General features: G+C 57.5%; 13 protein-coding genes. 3 read left to right on the top strand and 10 right to left on the bottom strand.

Features of this window, described 5'->3' with window-relative positions; translation table 11 throughout:
• Positions 1-60: 60 nt before the first annotated feature.
• The 4 genes from ACS1BR_RS04820 to ACS1BR_RS04805 all read right to left on the bottom strand — a co-directional run bounded on the left by ACS1BR_RS04820 (position 61) and on the right by ACS1BR_RS04805 (position 5477).
• Positions 61-2187: an ABC transporter ATP-binding protein gene (locus ACS1BR_RS04820; protein ID WP_463560579.1), complete on the bottom strand. Its 2127-nt coding sequence runs from the start codon at positions 2185-2187 to the stop codon at positions 61-63.
• Positions 2184-3173, bottom strand: coding sequence for an ABC transporter permease (locus ACS1BR_RS04815; protein ID WP_463560760.1), 990 nt, complete (start codon positions 3171-3173; stop codon positions 2184-2186). The genes ACS1BR_RS04820 and ACS1BR_RS04815 overlap by 4 nt, the downstream gene beginning before the upstream one ends.
• 68 nt (positions 3174-3241) lie before the next feature.
• On the bottom strand, positions 3242-4225 hold the full coding sequence (locus ACS1BR_RS04810; protein ID WP_463560576.1) for an ABC transporter permease: 984 nt from the start codon (positions 4223-4225) through the stop codon (positions 3242-3244).
• A gap of 286 nt (positions 4226-4511) precedes the next feature.
• Positions 4512-5477 carry an NAD(P)-dependent oxidoreductase gene (locus tag ACS1BR_RS04805; protein ID WP_463560574.1) on the bottom strand — a complete coding sequence of 322 codons (966 nt, stop codon included), beginning with the start codon at positions 5475-5477 and terminating at the stop codon, positions 4512-4514.
• A 189-nt stretch (positions 5478-5666) separates the two neighbouring features.
• On the opposite strand from ACS1BR_RS04805, the gene cls reads away from it, so the two are divergent.
• The 3 genes from cls to ACS1BR_RS04790 all read left to right on the top strand — a co-directional run bounded on the left by cls (position 5667) and on the right by ACS1BR_RS04790 (position 9279).
• Positions 5667-7160: a cardiolipin synthase gene (gene cls, locus ACS1BR_RS04800; RefSeq protein WP_463560572.1), complete on the top strand. Its 1494-nt coding sequence runs from the start codon at positions 5667-5669 to the stop codon at positions 7158-7160.
• Between the two features lie 191 nt (positions 7161-7351).
• Complete coding sequence (locus tag ACS1BR_RS04795) at positions 7352-8125, top strand: trimeric intracellular cation channel family protein (RefSeq protein ID WP_463560570.1); 774 nt, start codon at positions 7352-7354, stop codon at positions 8123-8125.
• A gap of 428 nt (positions 8126-8553) precedes the next feature.
• Positions 8554-9279 carry a hypothetical protein gene (locus tag ACS1BR_RS04790; RefSeq protein ID WP_463560568.1) on the top strand — a complete coding sequence of 242 codons (726 nt, stop codon included), beginning with the start codon at positions 8554-8556 and terminating at the stop codon, positions 9277-9279.
• A gap of 125 nt (positions 9280-9404) precedes the next feature.
• On the opposite strand, the gene ACS1BR_RS04785 is transcribed toward ACS1BR_RS04790, so the two are convergent.
• From ACS1BR_RS04785 to ACS1BR_RS04760, 6 genes are all read right to left on the bottom strand, one after another.
• Positions 9405-10889 (bottom strand): MFS transporter, encoded by a 1485-nt coding sequence (locus tag ACS1BR_RS04785; RefSeq protein WP_463560565.1) that lies wholly within the window; start codon positions 10887-10889, stop codon positions 9405-9407.
• Positions 10890-11027: 138 nt separating this feature from the next.
• Positions 11028-11777, bottom strand: a complete 750-nt coding sequence (locus tag ACS1BR_RS04780) for an amino acid ABC transporter ATP-binding protein (RefSeq protein ID WP_463560562.1) — start codon at positions 11775-11777, stop codon at positions 11028-11030.
• Positions 11770-12444: an amino acid ABC transporter permease gene (locus tag ACS1BR_RS04775; RefSeq protein ID WP_463560560.1), complete on the bottom strand. Its 675-nt coding sequence runs from the start codon at positions 12442-12444 to the stop codon at positions 11770-11772. Before ACS1BR_RS04775 ends, ACS1BR_RS04780 begins: the two co-directional genes overlap by 8 nt.
• A gap of 79 nt (positions 12445-12523) precedes the next feature.
• Entirely contained in the window at positions 12524-13336 is an 813-nt protein-coding gene (locus tag ACS1BR_RS04770; RefSeq protein ID WP_463560556.1) for a transporter substrate-binding domain-containing protein, read from the bottom strand.
• A 46-nt stretch (positions 13337-13382) separates the two neighbouring features.
• The gene (locus tag ACS1BR_RS04765) at positions 13383-14528 is read right to left on the bottom strand and encodes a trans-sulfuration enzyme family protein (protein WP_463560553.1); all 1146 of its coding nucleotides are present in this window, start codon (positions 14526-14528) and stop codon (positions 13383-13385) included.
• 140 nt (positions 14529-14668) lie between these two features.
• A complete protein-coding gene (locus tag ACS1BR_RS04760) occupies positions 14669-15865 on the bottom strand; it encodes an RNase H family protein (protein WP_463560550.1) in 1197 nt (398 codons plus the stop codon).
• Between the last annotated feature and the right edge of the window lie 34 nt (positions 15866-15899).

The raw sequence follows: 15899 nt of genomic DNA, 5'->3' as shown, positions 1-15899 counted from the left end.
TTGCGGTTATACTGCGGTGGGGCTGCGCTGCCCCACGTCTGTGTCAAAACTGTGAAATCTTTAGCCCACCACTTCCTCCGGGTCGGTGTGCGGGGTAGAGACCGCTATCTGCTGCTCGGGGAAGTAGCAGGCGTAGCCATGGTCCTCGCTGCCCTCCTGGCGCACGGGCGGCATATCCGCTGTGCACACCTTCTTCTTGTCGTCGGGAAGAAGTTTATAAACGGGGCACCGTGTGCTGAAGGGGCAGCCCGAGGGGGCATTCACCGGGGTGGGCAGGTCTCCCTCAAGAATGATTCGGCTCCTTTGCGCCTCTACCTCGGGGTCGGGAACCGGGATAGCCGAGAGGAGGGCCCGGGTGTAGGGGTGGATCGGGTGGTCAAAGACCAGGTCAACGTCTCCGATCTCAACAATCCTCCCCAGATACATCACGGCCACCCGGTCTGAGGCGTGCCGAACCACCGCAAGGTCGTGGGCAACCATGAGGTAGCTCAACCCCAGATCCACCCTCAGTTTCTCCAGCAGGTTGATGACTCCCGCCTGCACCGAAACGTCCAGCGCAGAAACCGGTTCATCGAGCGCCACCAGCTTGGGGTTGACCGCCAGGGCACGGGCGATACCGATACGCTGCCGCTGGCCTCCCGAGAACTGGTTGGGGAAACGGTTCACGTGATCGGGCTGCAAGCCGACTATCCGCATGAGCTCTAGAACCCGTTTTTTGATCTCTTCCCTACCCCACCCCAGATTGTGCAGGGGCTCCGCCAGCACCTCGTAGACGGTAAAGCGCGGGTCCAGTGCACCGGTAGGGTCCTGGAAGACCATCTGCTGATTCTTGCGCAGCTTGCTGATCTCTGCCCCCGAGAGGCCGCTGTTTGCTGAAATTCCGCTGATCCTGATATCGCCGTCGGTCTCCCGGGAGAACTCCATGATTTCCAGCAGGGTCGTGGTTTTGCCGCAGCCGGACTCGCCCACAATGGAGAAGCACTCACCCTCACGAATATCGAAGGAAACCCCGTTGACCGCCTTGACGGTACCCACGCGGCGCTTAACCAGGGACCCTTTCATCAGCGGGAAATATTTCTTGAGATTTTCTACCTCAATCACCGGTGCCCGGTCTTCGCGGGGTATCGAGTCGTAGTCAGAGACCGGCACCTGCGGCACAGGGTAGAGATCTTCGGGGGCCGACTCCACCAGGTCTTCGGCAATATCGGCTGCCGCATAGTGGCCTTCTCCGGCCCCCGTAATGGGCCGCAGCTGGGGCTCTTCGTCACTGTCCTTGCAGCATTTTCCACCGGCCCGGGCAATGGGGCAGCGCGGCCTAAAGGAGCACCCCCGCACCCTGTCCAGGAGGTTGGGCGGGGTACCCTCGATGGGCACCAGCGACACCTTGTCTTTACGGTCGACGCGGGGCACTGCCCCCAGCAGGCCGATGGTGTAGGGGTGGGCCGGGTGAGCGTAGAGATCTGCTGCCCGCGCTTTTTCCACCGCTTTGCCGGCGTACATCACCATGATGTCATCTGCCATGCCGGCCACCACACCGAGGTCATGGGTGATCATGATAATTGCGGCCCCGGTCTCCTCCTGTGCCTTTTCCATGACCTCGAGCACCTGTGCCTGCACGGTTACATCGAGTGCCGTGGTCGGTTCGTCGGCGATGAGTACCCGCGGGTCGTTTGCTATCGCCATAGCTATCATGACGCGCTGCCGCATTCCACCCGAAAACTCGTGGGGAAAAGCTCGCAGTCGGTTGACGGGATCAGGGATACCCACCAGCTTCATCAGTTCGACGCTGCGGTCTTTGAGGGCGCGTTTACTCATGCCCCTGTTATGGATTTTCAGGACCTCGGCAATTTGATCTCCGATGGTATACACCGGGGTCAGGGAGCTCAGCGGATCCTGGAAGATCATTGCGATCTCTTTGCCGCGATAGCTACACATCTGCTTGTCGCTCAAGTCCAGAAGCTCGGTACCCCTGTATGTGACCGATCCGCTAATACTCGCGGTGGTAGGGTGCAGCCCCATAATCGCCAAAGAGGCAACAGACTTGCCCGAGCCAGACTCACCCACAATACCCAGGGTTTTGCCCTCGAAAAGGTCAAAGTCAACACCGCGCACCGCGTGGAGCACACCGTTTTCGGTGTTAAAAGAAACGCTAAGATCCCTAACAGATAGAACCGGAGAAACACTCATGAGTCTGCCTTCTTTGCTTTCTTTTTCTTCCTTGCCTTACCCACGGACAGGGAGGTGGGATCAAAGGCGTCCCGGAGCCCGTCATTCATCAGTGAGAGGGGGCCCACCAGTAAGAAAAACAGAATCATGGGGACCCAGAACATCCAGGGCAGGGTGTTAATTTGGCTTGAAGATTGGGCGATGAGGGAGCCCAGGGAATAGTTAGGATATTTAACACCGATACCGATAAAGGTAAAGGCGACCTCCGAAAGAATCGCGGCGGTAATACCGCGGGTAAAGTTCAGCACCAGCAACGACCCAATATTGGGCACCAGGTGCCTCCAAACAATCTTGAAGGGCCGCACCCCCATGTAGCGGGCGGCTTTGACATAGTCTCGCTGAATCAGCGACATCGCCATGGATCGGATCACGCGGGCATCGTACATCCAGTTGAAGAACAGTAGAACCGAGGCGAGAATGATCCAGCCCGGCAGGTTTTCGCGGATTATCCTCCCCCCAGCACCGTTAATGGCGATAGCCACGATCAGTACCTGCGGAACCATGATCAGGGCCTCGAGAACGAAGAGCATCACCGCGTCGATCTTGCCCCCAAAATATGCCATGAGGCAGCCGTAGACAGCGGAGATAACCACGCTGAGCCCGCCCACAATCAGGCCGATCATCATGGAGACGCGCACCCCCTCTACCGCCTGGGCATAGAGGTCGGTGCCCGCGCTGGTGGTGCCAAACCAGTGTGAGGCGTTGGGTTCGCTGGCCATCCAGAGGGGGTCTATGGTGTTGGTGTCCCACTGGGCAAGGTAGCCCCCAAACAGGCCGAAGAGGCCCATGGCAACAAAGATGACGAGACCGAGTACCGCGGATTTATTCCGCAGAAAACGCCGGGTGATGATGGTGGACTTGTTGATGATCTTGAAATCCGGGTTTTCTATGACCTCTGCGCTGAGCTGGTCGGGGTGCTCCACCGCGTATTCTCTCGGTGGAGCCATTCCCGTGCCCGGGCGCTGCGGATTCTTCTCCTGCTGAGGTGTTTCACTGTGTTGGGGTGTAGGTGCCATTACTGAATCCTCACGCGCGGGTCAACAACGGTGGTCGCTATATCAGCCAGGATCGCCCCGATCGCAAAGAGCACCGACCCGTAGGCAAGCGTAGCGGTGGCCACGTTGACATCTTGTTTGCTGATGGCCTCAAGAGACCAGAGGCCTATACCCGGCCAGGCAAAAATCTGTTCGGCAAAGAAGCCGCCGGCAAAGATCGCCGGAATGGTAAAGGCAATCGACTGGGCCACGGGGATAAAGGAGACGCGCAGGGCGTGGCGGGTTATTGCCTGGTTGCGGGTTAGCCCCTTGGCCCGCGCCGTTCGCACAAAGTCTGCGTTGACATTGTCGAGGAGATACTGTCTCTGGGCGATCTGGTAGCCGCCCCAGGACATAATCGTGATGCAGAAGGTGGGAACCAGGTAGTGGGCGGCCATATCAAGGACGGTCGGCCAGCCCGGTTCGACACCCGGCGACGATATTCCCGTCACGTAGAAAATTTGTGTGCCGGCCGCCTGATTGATGGCGATAGCGCCCAGCTGCACCAGAAAGTATCCCACCGGGGCGGGGATCATGTACACCAGGTAGGAGTAGCCGGTGATAATCCTGTCCGAGGCCTTGTACTGGCGGGCCGCCGAAAAAACTCCCAGCGCAATCCCGATGATCAGAGAGAGGATAATGGCGGCCAGGAAAAGACGTGTGGATACCCAGATACGCTGGCCGAACTCCGCATTGACGTAGGCGCCGTCGGGTGAACGCCCCCAGTCCCAGTGCAGCACGATATCGCTCAGCCACTGCACATAACGATCCCAGGGGCTCATGTGGGGGTCAAGTTTGAGCGAGGCAAAGTTTTGTTGGACCTGCTCGGGTAAGGGGCGGGGTACTTTTTGTTGTTCGAGGAGGGACGGGTTGAGTGTCATGACCGCGAGAAAGTAGCCGCTGCTGGTCACCAGAAAAATCATGACCACGTAGGTGAGAGCTCGCTTAAGCACGTATTTAAACACGGGCCCTCATCTCCCCGCGCTCCGGATGCTTCTTCTTCATGTGTGTACCTTCTGCCAAAGACAGTTTTATATGTGAGTGTAGTCACCCTTGTTTTGACAAATGATTATATAGGAGCTGTAACCCAAATCAAAGTACACACCGAATGCCGGACAGGTGATAAGGTTACTGTGAACCTATCGTCTGCCTTATAGTGGCGCGGATTCCCGCCCTCTTTCTGAAAGAATGCTCAATTTTAGAAAGGCGTGTCCGCCCCGCGAGACTTCCCCTACCCGTTCCGGCTCAGCTTTACCCGTTCATTCTGTTGCGGTAGTCGGCCGGCTCTCCCGCATCCGCTGCCCGCAGCGCCGCAAGGTTGTGGGCGATCAGCCGCTCAGGGTTGACCGGCCGGCCACCGGCACTGTGCGGGGTAATAACCAGGTTCTTGGTTCCCCACAGTGGGCTATCAGCCGGCAGTGGCTCAAGTTCGGCAACATCAATTGCCGCCCCGGCGATCTTGCCTTTCTCCAGGGCCTCAATCAGGTCGGTCTCATCGACGGTGGACCCCCTCCCCACATTGACCACGTAGGCACGCTCAGCCAGCAGATCAAACACCTCGCGATTGAGCACCCGGTAGGTCTCCCGGCCAGAAGGCAGAATCATCACCAGCACATCGGTTGTTGGCAGGTAGTCCGCGAGCTCCTCCTCGGTGATCACCGGAAAACCCTTCCTCCGGCCGGAGCTGCGGGCCACACCGGTGACGCGGGCACCGAAAGCCTCAAAAAGACGGGCCGTCTCGTAGCCAATCGACCCAAAACCCCAGATAAGTACCCGAGAGTCGAGCAGGGTGGTCACCTTACCCTTGGGGTGCAGCTCCTGCGGTCCGCCCAGCTCCTCGGCCCAGTGCGAGCGCTCCTGCTCGTCGGCGAGGGTGGGCAAAAAACGAATAAAGTTGAGCGTCAGAGCCAGGGCGTGTTCGGCCACGGTCAACGAGTGAAGGCCGCTTCCCGAAGCTATCACCGCCTGAGGGCGAAATCCGGCTGCACGCACCTGGTCCGGGCCCGCCAGAAGGGCCTGCACCAGGCGTACCCGCCCCAGGTGGGCGGCGGAGTCGGCGAGTTGCTCCTCGGTGTTTCCCCAGGCGATCAGGACATCGGCATCACGGTCCTGCGCGGGCAGGGGCCGGGAGGGGTCGTAGCTCACCAGGTGATCGTTGTCTTTGAGTCCCAGCAGGGACTCGTCGAGGGTGATAGTGGTGGGTGTCAAAATTTTCATCACGAGTCTCCTCAAGCTCATCAATAGAATCGGTGTGTTCACACCAGCCTATGGTCTGCGGAACACCGATGTGTGGATATTGGCGGTGCAAGTTAGCAAAATCGTGTGCGGGAGCATGGTTTGCGGGTTTTTTGCGCGCGGTCTCAATAAATCTTCAACCGGGCGCGGTTTCTCGTTACACTGGGAGCGATGAACTATCTCAACGCAGCAGAGCTGGCCAATCTCCCCAACTGGCTATCCATAACCCTTCTTCTCATCGACGCGGCTTTGCGCATTATTGCCATCTGCTGGCTACCCTACAACCGTAAGCCGGTGGTGGCGCTGGGCTGGCTTATGGCAATTTTTTTGATACCTTTTGTCGGTTTTATCGCCTTTCTGGTGTTTGGGTCATCGCACCTGCCGCGCTATCGGCGGACCCGCCAGCGCGTCATGAACGAGATGATTCGAGACACCATCGATAGCGGTGACGGTGGGGAGCACCCGGTCCTGGGTGAGCACGTGGAGCTCTCCGAACCCGCCCGGGTGGCCGCCAACCTCAACTATCGGCTGGGCGCGCTTCCGCTGGTCGGTGGTAACCACTTTGAGCTGCACCCCGATAACCATGAAGCAATGCGGCACATGGCGGAGCGGGTCGACCGCGCCCGCAAGTACGTGCATTTTCAGTTTTATATCACCGCCTACGACGACTCGACGCAGCAGCTGTGGGATTCCCTCTTTCGCGCCGCCGACCGCGGTGTGCAGGTGCGTGTGCTGATCGACCATATTGGCTCACGCAAGTATCCCTCCTATAAGAAGCTCTGCCGTATGCTTGACGAGTCGGCGATAGACTGGCGGCTGATGCTTCCCGTCAAGCCCTGGAGGGGGCAGTGGCAGAGGCCCGATCTACGTAATCACCGCAAAGTGGTGGTGATTGATGGCGAGATCGCCTACTCCGGTTCACAAAACGCGATTGACCGCTCCTATGACCTGAAGAAGAATATTAAAAACGGTCTTGCCTGGAAGGACCTCACTTTCTCGTGCACCGGCCCCGTCGTTGAGGAACTCAACGCTGTCTTTATTTCCGACTGGTATTCGGAGACCAAGGAGCTACCGCTGTCCGAGATTAACACCCATATACCGGCGGTCAATAACGGTGATCTCGCCCAGGTGGTGCCCTCGGGTCCGGGCTTTGAAACAGAAAATAATCTTCGGCTGATTAACTATCTGATTTATAACGCCGAGCACCGTATTGTTGTCTGCTCCCCCTATTTTGTTCCCGATGACACCCTCTTGCAGGCGCTGACCAATGCCGCCTACTCGAACATTGATGTGGAGTTGCTGGTGTGCGAGAAGGGCGATCAGTTTCTGCCCAATATGGCTCAGCGCTCCTACTATGAGCAGCTACTCAAGGCGGGTATTAAGATTCGCCAGTACCCCGGTCCCACGGTTCTTCACTCCAAGTTCATGCTGATCGATGACGAGTTCACCTTCATTGGTTCTTCCAATATGGATCCGCGGTCTTTTGCGCTCAACCTTGAGGTGTCCACCTTTATCGTGGGTAAGCGCATGGTCACCGAGGTGGAGTTCATTGCCCGCGACTATATTTCTCGCAGTAAAACCCTGCGCTACGACGAGTGGGTGAACCGTCCGGGCCGGGTTAAGGTCGTTGAGAATATCTGCCGTCTCTGGTCGTCGCTCCTTTAGGAGAGCGCGACGATTTCCGCTAGAAGGCGCAGCAGCGCCAGGACCGGGTCAAAGATAGGTTTTCGCGAATTTTCAAGAAAGATCAGGATAGCTAGGATTGGCTCATAGCTAGCTGTTACACTTCAGGCGGTGCGAAAAGATCCGCGCCGCCTGTTTTTTATGGTGATCTGTTGACTCGTGTATAGGTGCACATGGATTCTTGGGACCCGACACTGGTTTTTCGTGCGGTAGATGTTTCCGCTATCGTTGCCTGCGGCCTGCTGGGCGGCGCCGTGGCGCGTGCCTTCCGCTTTGATTTTGTGGGTTTTATTCTGCTCTCGGTTATCACCGGTATGGGTGGCGGCATTATCCGCGATGTTCTGCTCAACACCGGTCTTCCCGTGGCTCTCACCGATTCTTCCTACTGGGCGGGGGCTATAGCGGCCGCGGTGCTTGCCTACACCATTGATTTTGGGGCGCGCTGGGCTAACTGGCTACTGATGATTGTTGATTTTCTGGGTATGGGCTGCTGGGTGGCTACCGGAACCATTAAGGCTCTGGGTCTGGGCCTCAACTGGCTGCCCGCCGTTGCGCTGGGGGTGGTTACCGCTGTGGGTGGTGGCATTATTCGCGACGTGATGGTCAACCGTATCCCCTCAATCTTTGGCGGGAGTTCGCTTTACGCCACGGTTGCCTTTATCGGTGCCTGCGAAAGCGCAGTTGTCTATGAGATTTTTAACAGACCTAATCTTGCCATGGGTCTGTCAATCATTTCTTGCCTGGTGATTGGTTTGCTTGCTCGCAGCCGCAACTGGCAGCTTCCCGAACCTATCACGCTCAAGGTTCCCCGGCCCAAAATTTGGCGGCGCCGCCGCGGTGTCACGGCTGGTCAGAAGCAAACTTGGACACCGGGCCAGCCCCTCACCGAGAACCTTCAGGTGCTCACCGACGAGCAGATCCGCTCGGGACGCACCGACACCATATGACCCACAAATACTTTACAATGGCCCACAAAATCCTTGATTTTTCGCTCTTGTGTGGACAATTATCGTCCCTAAGAAGGATGTATCTTGGGGTGACTTCTGGGGTATAGTTAAGAACTGTCAATCAGAAATTTGACACCCTCACATAAGAGGATTTGAGTGCTCTCTATCGCGCTCACTAGGGGACACGGTTTCCGTGATTCTCTCGCAAAGGGTATTTAGGGGATAGAACCTTGGGCGAGAGAAGGTGCTTGGGGAAGCACCTAACGGCGTGTTCTCCCGGCTCGTGCCCTTCGGGGGAAAGGCACGAGCCTTCTTTCTTTTAAACGGTGGGGCCTGCGCACAGGTACAGTGTTTCCCTCTACGCCTTACCACCTACCCTTCTCCGCGCCCGTACCACCACCGGTAAAAACTACAGAAAGGTACACCCTGTGTTTACCAAGAAAACCCTGCTTTCCTGTTCCGCACTGGCTCTTTTGGCTCTTTCTGCCTGCGGCGGTGGAAACGACGGCGCCGCTGAGTCGGCTACCGCAAGCGCTAGCACGCAGACAGCAGCGACCGCCGCCTGCGAACGGCCCAGCAGTACCAGCAGCACTCTTGACCGGGCCCCGGCCGTTGACCGGTGGGTATCCTGGGGTACCGCGATGCGCCCGGTATCGGAACAGTACGGCGGTGAGCGCACCGGTGCAAACGGCTCCCCCTCCTGTTTTGAGCACTCGCCCGAGGGGGCTCTTTTTGCTGCCGCTACCTATCAGGGGTCTATCCTCTCCCAGGAAGAGTTCAGGCAGGTTATTCTTGACCACTATCACCCCGCCGATCAGGCACAGGAATTTTACGACTCCATGCTCGCCAGCATGGAGGAAACCTACGCATCCGCCGCCAACACCACCTTTAAGCCGGTCGCCTACAGCATGGAATCGTACACCTCGGAGAGGGCGCAGGTGGCCGTTGTTATTGCCAGCGATAACTACCCCGACCGCTACATGGTGATTCGTATGCCGCTCATCTGGACCGACGGTGACTGGCAGATTAATCTCGGGGAAGAAAGTATCGCCGATATTTACGCCAATCTTGCTACACTAGCCACCTCTCTTGAGGGCTACACCGTCTGGGGCCCCGATAGCGGCTCAACCGCCTCTGCTTCTACCTCTGAATAGTTGGTATGCAGCCTAGCGACGGTACCGGAGCGAGCCCATTCGATTGTTAAAGTGTGGGGGGTGGCCGAGAAAAATCTCTCGACCACCCCACACTTTACCTAATGGACCGCCGGGCCCACAGAAAGCTACTGTTCCGACTCCAGTTTTTTCTCCGCCTCCCTGATCCTGGCCAGAGGAATCGGCATGGTGGAGGTGTCCAGGTGAGGGTTCTCCAGCTGGGTTTCGACCAGTTCAGAAACCTCGTGCTCGTGTTCCACCGCCGGCATCGACCCCAACAGGTTACGGCCCGAAGACTCCCTCATAAAGAACATGCCCACGAGTCCGATCACGCAGGCAATCATGATGTAGATAGCCCCGGCGTAGTCGGTTTTCCACCATGCCTCAAGCACAGTCACCACGGAACCGGTGGTAGACCCAAAGAGGGCCACCGCAATATTGAACATAATACCCATGGCCGTGTAGCGGCTTCGGGTCGGAAAAAGCGAGGGCAGAGCTGCCGGCTGCACCGACACCTGGAACATGAGCAGAACCCCCATGATCAGCAGACCCAGGAAGGTCGACCACACTTCACCCAACATCATGAGCCAGAAAGAGGGGATGGCCAGCAGAATGCCGAGCACGGCTCCCGTTACCATCAGCGGTTTACGGCCCACCCGATCCGAGGCCATACCCAAAAGCGGCAGGCAGAGAGACACGATGAGCAGCACAGGAACGAGCAGGGCATTACCGTGCAGGGTGTCATACCCCAGGTTTTCGGTGAGGTAGGTGGGCATAAAGGTGGTGAGCGTGTAGCCAATCACCTGAGCGCACATCACCAGAGCAGCACCGATGAGCAGCTGCGGCCAGTGACTTTTTACGATCTCCCGTAGCGCGCCAACAATCGACCGGTTATCTTTGTTTTCGCTGGCCTGCTCAGCCTCAAAGGTGGCGGACTCTTTGATGTGTGAGCGCATAAACACACCCACAATACCCAGGGGAAGCGCCACCCAGAAGCAGATACGCCAGCCGAAAGCTAGCATCTGTTCCGGGGTCAGCACGAGCTCAATAACGGTCGCCAGAGCGGCAGCCGAGGCAAAACCGATATAGGAGCCCAAGTCAAGCCAGGAGGCCCAAAACCCGCGACGGCGGTCTGCCGAGTACTCTGCAATGAAAGTTGCCGCACCGGCGTATTCGCCGCCCGTGGAGAAACCCTGCACAAATTTCAGAAGGATCAGGGTGAGCGGTGCCGCCACACCCCAGGTGTCGTAGCCGGGGATACAGCCGATCAGGAAGGTACCCACCGCCATCATGATAATGGTGAAGGCCAACACTTTGCGTCGGCCAATCCTGTCGCCGAGGGGGCCCAGAATGAGGCCGCCGATCGGTCTCACAATAAAGGTTGCGGCGAAGGTGGCAAAGAAGGCCAGCTGCGCCCAGGGATCACCGAAGGGAAAGAAAACCCTGGTGATTGATGCCGAGAGGTAGGCGTAGACTCCGATGTCAAACCATTCCATAAAGTTACCCAGGATGGTTGCTCTGAGCGCCTTCTTCATCTCGGATCGGTCAACCACCAGCACGTCTTCTTTCTGGAGAAGGGGTACTGAGGTGTGAAGCTGCTCTGTCGCTGTCATAAGTAAACTTTCTTTTTTGCCTAACAGCAATACGTTAGCTTACTTTTATGCTCGGGCGGCCGGGATCCGCCGATTTCTCGGCTCCCGTGTGAGCAAGCAATCAGCGTCCTGTGGCAGAAAATATAGATCACCGGGTCGTTAGAGATCCATGCTCACTATTTCGTAAACGTTAAGGAACCGGCGAATCCGCTCATCGTCAGAAGCAAAGAACCCCTCGGGTGCACCGTTATAGGTCACCTCACCACCGTCCAGAAAAATCACCCGGTCGGCCACCCTCTGGGCGAAAGCCATATTGTGGGTAACCACCATGAGTGAACGGTTCTCCCGCGCAAGATCAACGAGCACACGGATCACCTCCGCCTCCAACTCGGGGTCAAGGGCGGAAGTGGGTTCGTCAAACAGCAGATAGTCGGGACTCACTGCCAGGGCCCGGGCAATCGCCACCCGCTGCTGCTGGCCACCGGACAGATGATCGGGGTAGGAGTCCTTACGGTTCTCCAGCCCCACTTTACGCAAAAGCTCCACGGCCTGCCGCCGAGATTCAGCCTGAGACATTTTGCCGTTGAGCACCGGGGCCAGGGCAACATTTTTCAGAGCTGTGTAGTTGGGAAAAAGGTTGAACTGCTGAAAAACCATGGCCGAGTGCCTGCGCATGGTACGCACCTGCTCATCGGTGACCCGGCCTCCAAACGTCACCGAGTCCGGACCAAAAGTCAGCTCACCCGACTCAGGCACCTCCAGCAGGTTCAGGCACCGCAGCAGGGTCGATTTACCCGAACCCGACGGCCCCAAAATAACCGTGGTTTCACCGTCCTGCACCTCAAACGTAATATTTTTGAGAATCTGCTGGCCACCAAAACTCTTGGACAGGGATTGAAGTCTAAGCACGGGCGCTCCTTACATAGCGGTTACTACGCTTCTCCAGTATGCTCTGCAACCAGGACAGCACGGTGAAAATCACCAGGTATATCGCCGCAACCTCGGTGTAGAGAGCCAGCGGCTCAAAATTTGCCGCCGCAATCTGCCTGCCTGACTGAAACAGATCAACCAGCGAAATGGTAGACACCAGGGAGGTCCCCTTGATGAGGTCGATGAGGTCGTTCCCCAGCGGCGGCAGCGCAATCCGCACCGCCTGCGGGATAACCACGTGGCGCAGAGTCTGCAAACGCGTAAAATTCAAGGTCTGTGCCGCCTCAAACTGACCCCGCGGAATAGAGGCGACAGCGGCCCGAAAGGTCTCGGCAACATAGGCGCCGGTATTCAGCGAAAGCGCAATAATGGCCGCGGTCCAAGCGTCCAGGGCAACCCCCACCCTGGGTAGACCGTAGAACACCAAAAAAAGCTGCACCAAAAGCGGGGTACCCCGGAAAAGCCACACATACACGTTCGCCACCCAGGCCACAGGCCTCAGCCTGCTGGCCCTGAGCACCTGCGCCACAATACCGATCAGAACCGCCAGCACAAAAGCGATTGCAGAAAGCGGAACCGTTATCCTCAGCGTCGCCTCCACCAGGGTAGGCAACGACTGTAGCCAAAGATCTATATATCTATCCATCACATTTTTCGTTACTCTCGGCAGAAACCGTCTCCTGAAACCTACGGGCCCGCACGGTTCCCGCCCTCACTTCTCACCCCTAGGCGGAGGGGGTGAGATCCAGCCCCACATATTTTTGATAGATGCCCCGAAGGTCACCGTTTTCCATGTGGCTCCGAAGGGAGTCGTCGATAGCCTGCTTGAGGTTCTGCTGGTTCCTGGGCATGAGCACAGCCGACTCTGAAGCCTCACCGAGCTCACCCTCCAAAAGCCGGATAGCGGCATCGGGGTGCTCCTGGGAGTACGCGGCAAAGGTCACCGCATCGTTGCCGCAGCAGTCCACCCGCCCCGACAGCACCTGCTCTATCGCCTCATCAAAGCCGGTTACCGTCACGATGGTGGCCCCGCTCCCCTCCAGCAGTGTGCGGAAATTAGAGGTTTCGGAAGCGGCCGCGGTTCTACCGCTAATCTCGTCAACCCGCTCTAAGGATGAGTCGTCGCGCACAGCCACCTTACCCTCGGACCGCACGTAGGTGATAGAGAAATCGTAGTTCCGCCTGCGCTCCTCGGTGGGGGCAACGTTGTTGATAACGATATCGTAGCGGTCAGAGTCAACACCGGCGATCAGCGAGTCCCACTGGGTCTCGATATATTCCGCGGCCACCCCCAGGTCACCGGCGATAAGATCACCGATCTCTTTTTCCATACCCACCAGCTGGCCCGAGTCATCGTGGTAGCCCCAGGGCCTGAAGGTGCCCTCCATACCGATGCGGATTCTTCCCGCGTCTTTAATGGCCTGCAAACGGTCCTCTGTCGATGAGCCGGACGAGCAGGCAGCCAGTAGCCCGGCCAACGAGAGCGCACCGGTCAGCGCCAGGGCTGAACGCCGGGTCACCTGAACATTGTTATCCATCACGCATTTTTCTTTCTGTGTGTTGTGTTTCTATTATTCGTGGATTTTACTGCTGTATAAACGCCGCGGCCAGGGCCCCCGAAAGATCCTCGATGAGATCTTCAACGTTTTCGATACCGACCGCCACGCGAATGAGATCACCGGGCACCCCAAAGCGGTCGAGGTGCTCCTGCGAGTATGCGCCCTGGGTCATGGTCGCCGGCAAGCAGATCAGGGACTCGATACCACCCAGAGACACCGCGAAATCAAAGACCTTCAGCGAGTCAAGGAAAGCCTTCATATGCGCCCCCGGCTTCAACCGGAAGGAGAAAAGCGCCCCCAGACCGGCCGCCTGCCGCCGCTGAATCTCCGCCTCCGACTCGCTGGCTGAACCCGCGTACAGCACCCGCGCCACGGCCTCGTGGCCGGAGAGAAAATCAATAATTTTTAGGGTGTTCTCCTGCTGCCGGTCCAGGCGAATACCCAGGGTTTTCACGTTCTGGAGGAGACGGTAGGAGTCAATGGGCGGCAACACGTTTCCCGAAATAAGCTGGGCTTGAAAAAGCCGGTCTGCCAGCTCATCACTGTTCGTGCTGGCAACACCGGCAAGAAGATCGCCGTGTCCACCCAGGTATTTGGTTGCTGACTGCACGGTCATATCCGCACCCAACTCCAGCGGACGCTGAAGGTAGGGGGTCATAAAGGTGTTATCCACCACCAGCAAGGCGCCGTGGTCGTGGGCAAGCGCGGCAATACGCTCAATATCGGATACCCGCAGGGTGGGGTTACTGGGGGTCTCCAAAAAAACCATCTTCACGCTGTCGTCAAAGTCTTCGGCAGAAAGCTGCGCTGTGTCCTCGATGAAACGGGTGCTCACTCCGCGCCGGGGAAGCTCAATCGTGGCAAACCGGTAGTTGCCCCCGTAAACGGGCATACCCAGTAGCAGGGTGTCACCGGCAGAGAGCATACCCATCACCGCCGCCGTAGCACCCATACCGGTGGCGTAGGCAAAGGAATGGCGAGCCCCCTCAATCCTTGCCAGGGTCCGCTCCGCCTCCGTGCGGGTGGGGTTACCGCCCCGCTGGTACTCAAATTCACCCTCCTCGCCGGTGGTGGGCTGCACAAAGGTCGATGCCGTATAGATGGGCGGCACAATAGCCTTATTCTCGTTTCCTCCGGCGGCGTGAATCGCCCGCGTATTAAAACCTGCCACGGCTCAACTACTTTCCTCGTCACGTAATTTTATCTTGGCTCTTACCCACCCTACCCGTTGGGTAGCCCCGCAGATAGATTACCTATATCGGAACGCCAGAAGAAAAAACTATGTAAAAAAACGTAACAATTGCCCACCGGCTACTTCCACAGCCGGTTACGCGAGTGAATCGCCGAGGGCCTAATCTGAATCCAGTCGGGGCAATCCAGTCGCACAGCCTTCTCACACCCGGCAAGCGCCTTAATAATCGACTCACAGCGGCGGTTAAACTCCGAGACATTGCACTTTTCAACCACCTGACCGGGAAAATGCCGATGCATCTTTGACACTGAATCGGACGACTCCTGTAGACCGTGCCCGGTATGCCCCGGCACATGCTTCACAATCACCCGACGCTCCCGGATTGCGGCCGTAAGAGAAGCCATCTCAACGAGCACGTGCTCGTCCTGGATCCCCTCGGACACCCAGTGCTCAAAAGACCAGCGGTTGTGGGCCAGCCGGAGCACAAAGGTGAGCGCCCCCAACGAATCGGTGTGAATGGTGAGACGCCGCCCGCCGTGGTAGAAAATATGGAAGGCCGCCAGCATGGCTGAAAGCTCACCGGTCATAATGTTGGTGGCATCGTAGTGGGCGTGAAAATAAAAACCATCTTCGCTCACGCCCCCAATACCCATGCGGCCACCGCGAGAGTACCTCTTATTGTTGGTGGACCGGAATGAGCAGTCAGTAAAAATACTGTACTCGGTAAGTTTTTCAACGGGAAGCTCCGCCTGATCCTGTTCCATGCGGGTATGGGCCAGGTAGGATGCTTCCTCCATGTAGTGGGGCAAAATCTCACCTGCGGGGGTACCCGTCAGTTTCACGTGCTGCTCCCCCAGAGAATGAGACTCGTACGGGTTCAGCACCTTCTCTATAGAGCGATACTCCATGATCCCCTTGAGGGAGCTGAACTGGCGGAAAAGTAGCTTCAGGTAGTGCCTATCCGCTGCCACCGTGATGAGATTCTTTTTATACTGCGCGGGGATAACCTCCCACGCACGCAAGATAGCGCGCCCAAGCATACCCACGTGAACCTCATCGCAGGATTCCATGAGCGAGTGGGCACAGCATTCGGTGATCGGCTCGGTCTCCAGTATTTCGCGGTCTCCGTTCTCACGCGAGATATAGATCATGCACGAGACGCCAGTGTAGCACATGGTCTTTGACCGAATGGTCTCCATCATCACAGCCACAACCGCCACCCCGATACCGGTGAACCCGGCCGGGTAGCTCGACGTATAGTCGGGTGCCTCCCAGGTGAGAGTACCCTTTTTAATCTGCGCCGGTGATATACCCATTGTTTGCACCTCCTTTTTAGTTTTGGTTTTCTCT

The organism is Rothia sp. 18CD1-1 (assembly GCF_055285355.1).
This window is presented reverse-complemented; position numbering and strand designations above follow the sequence as displayed.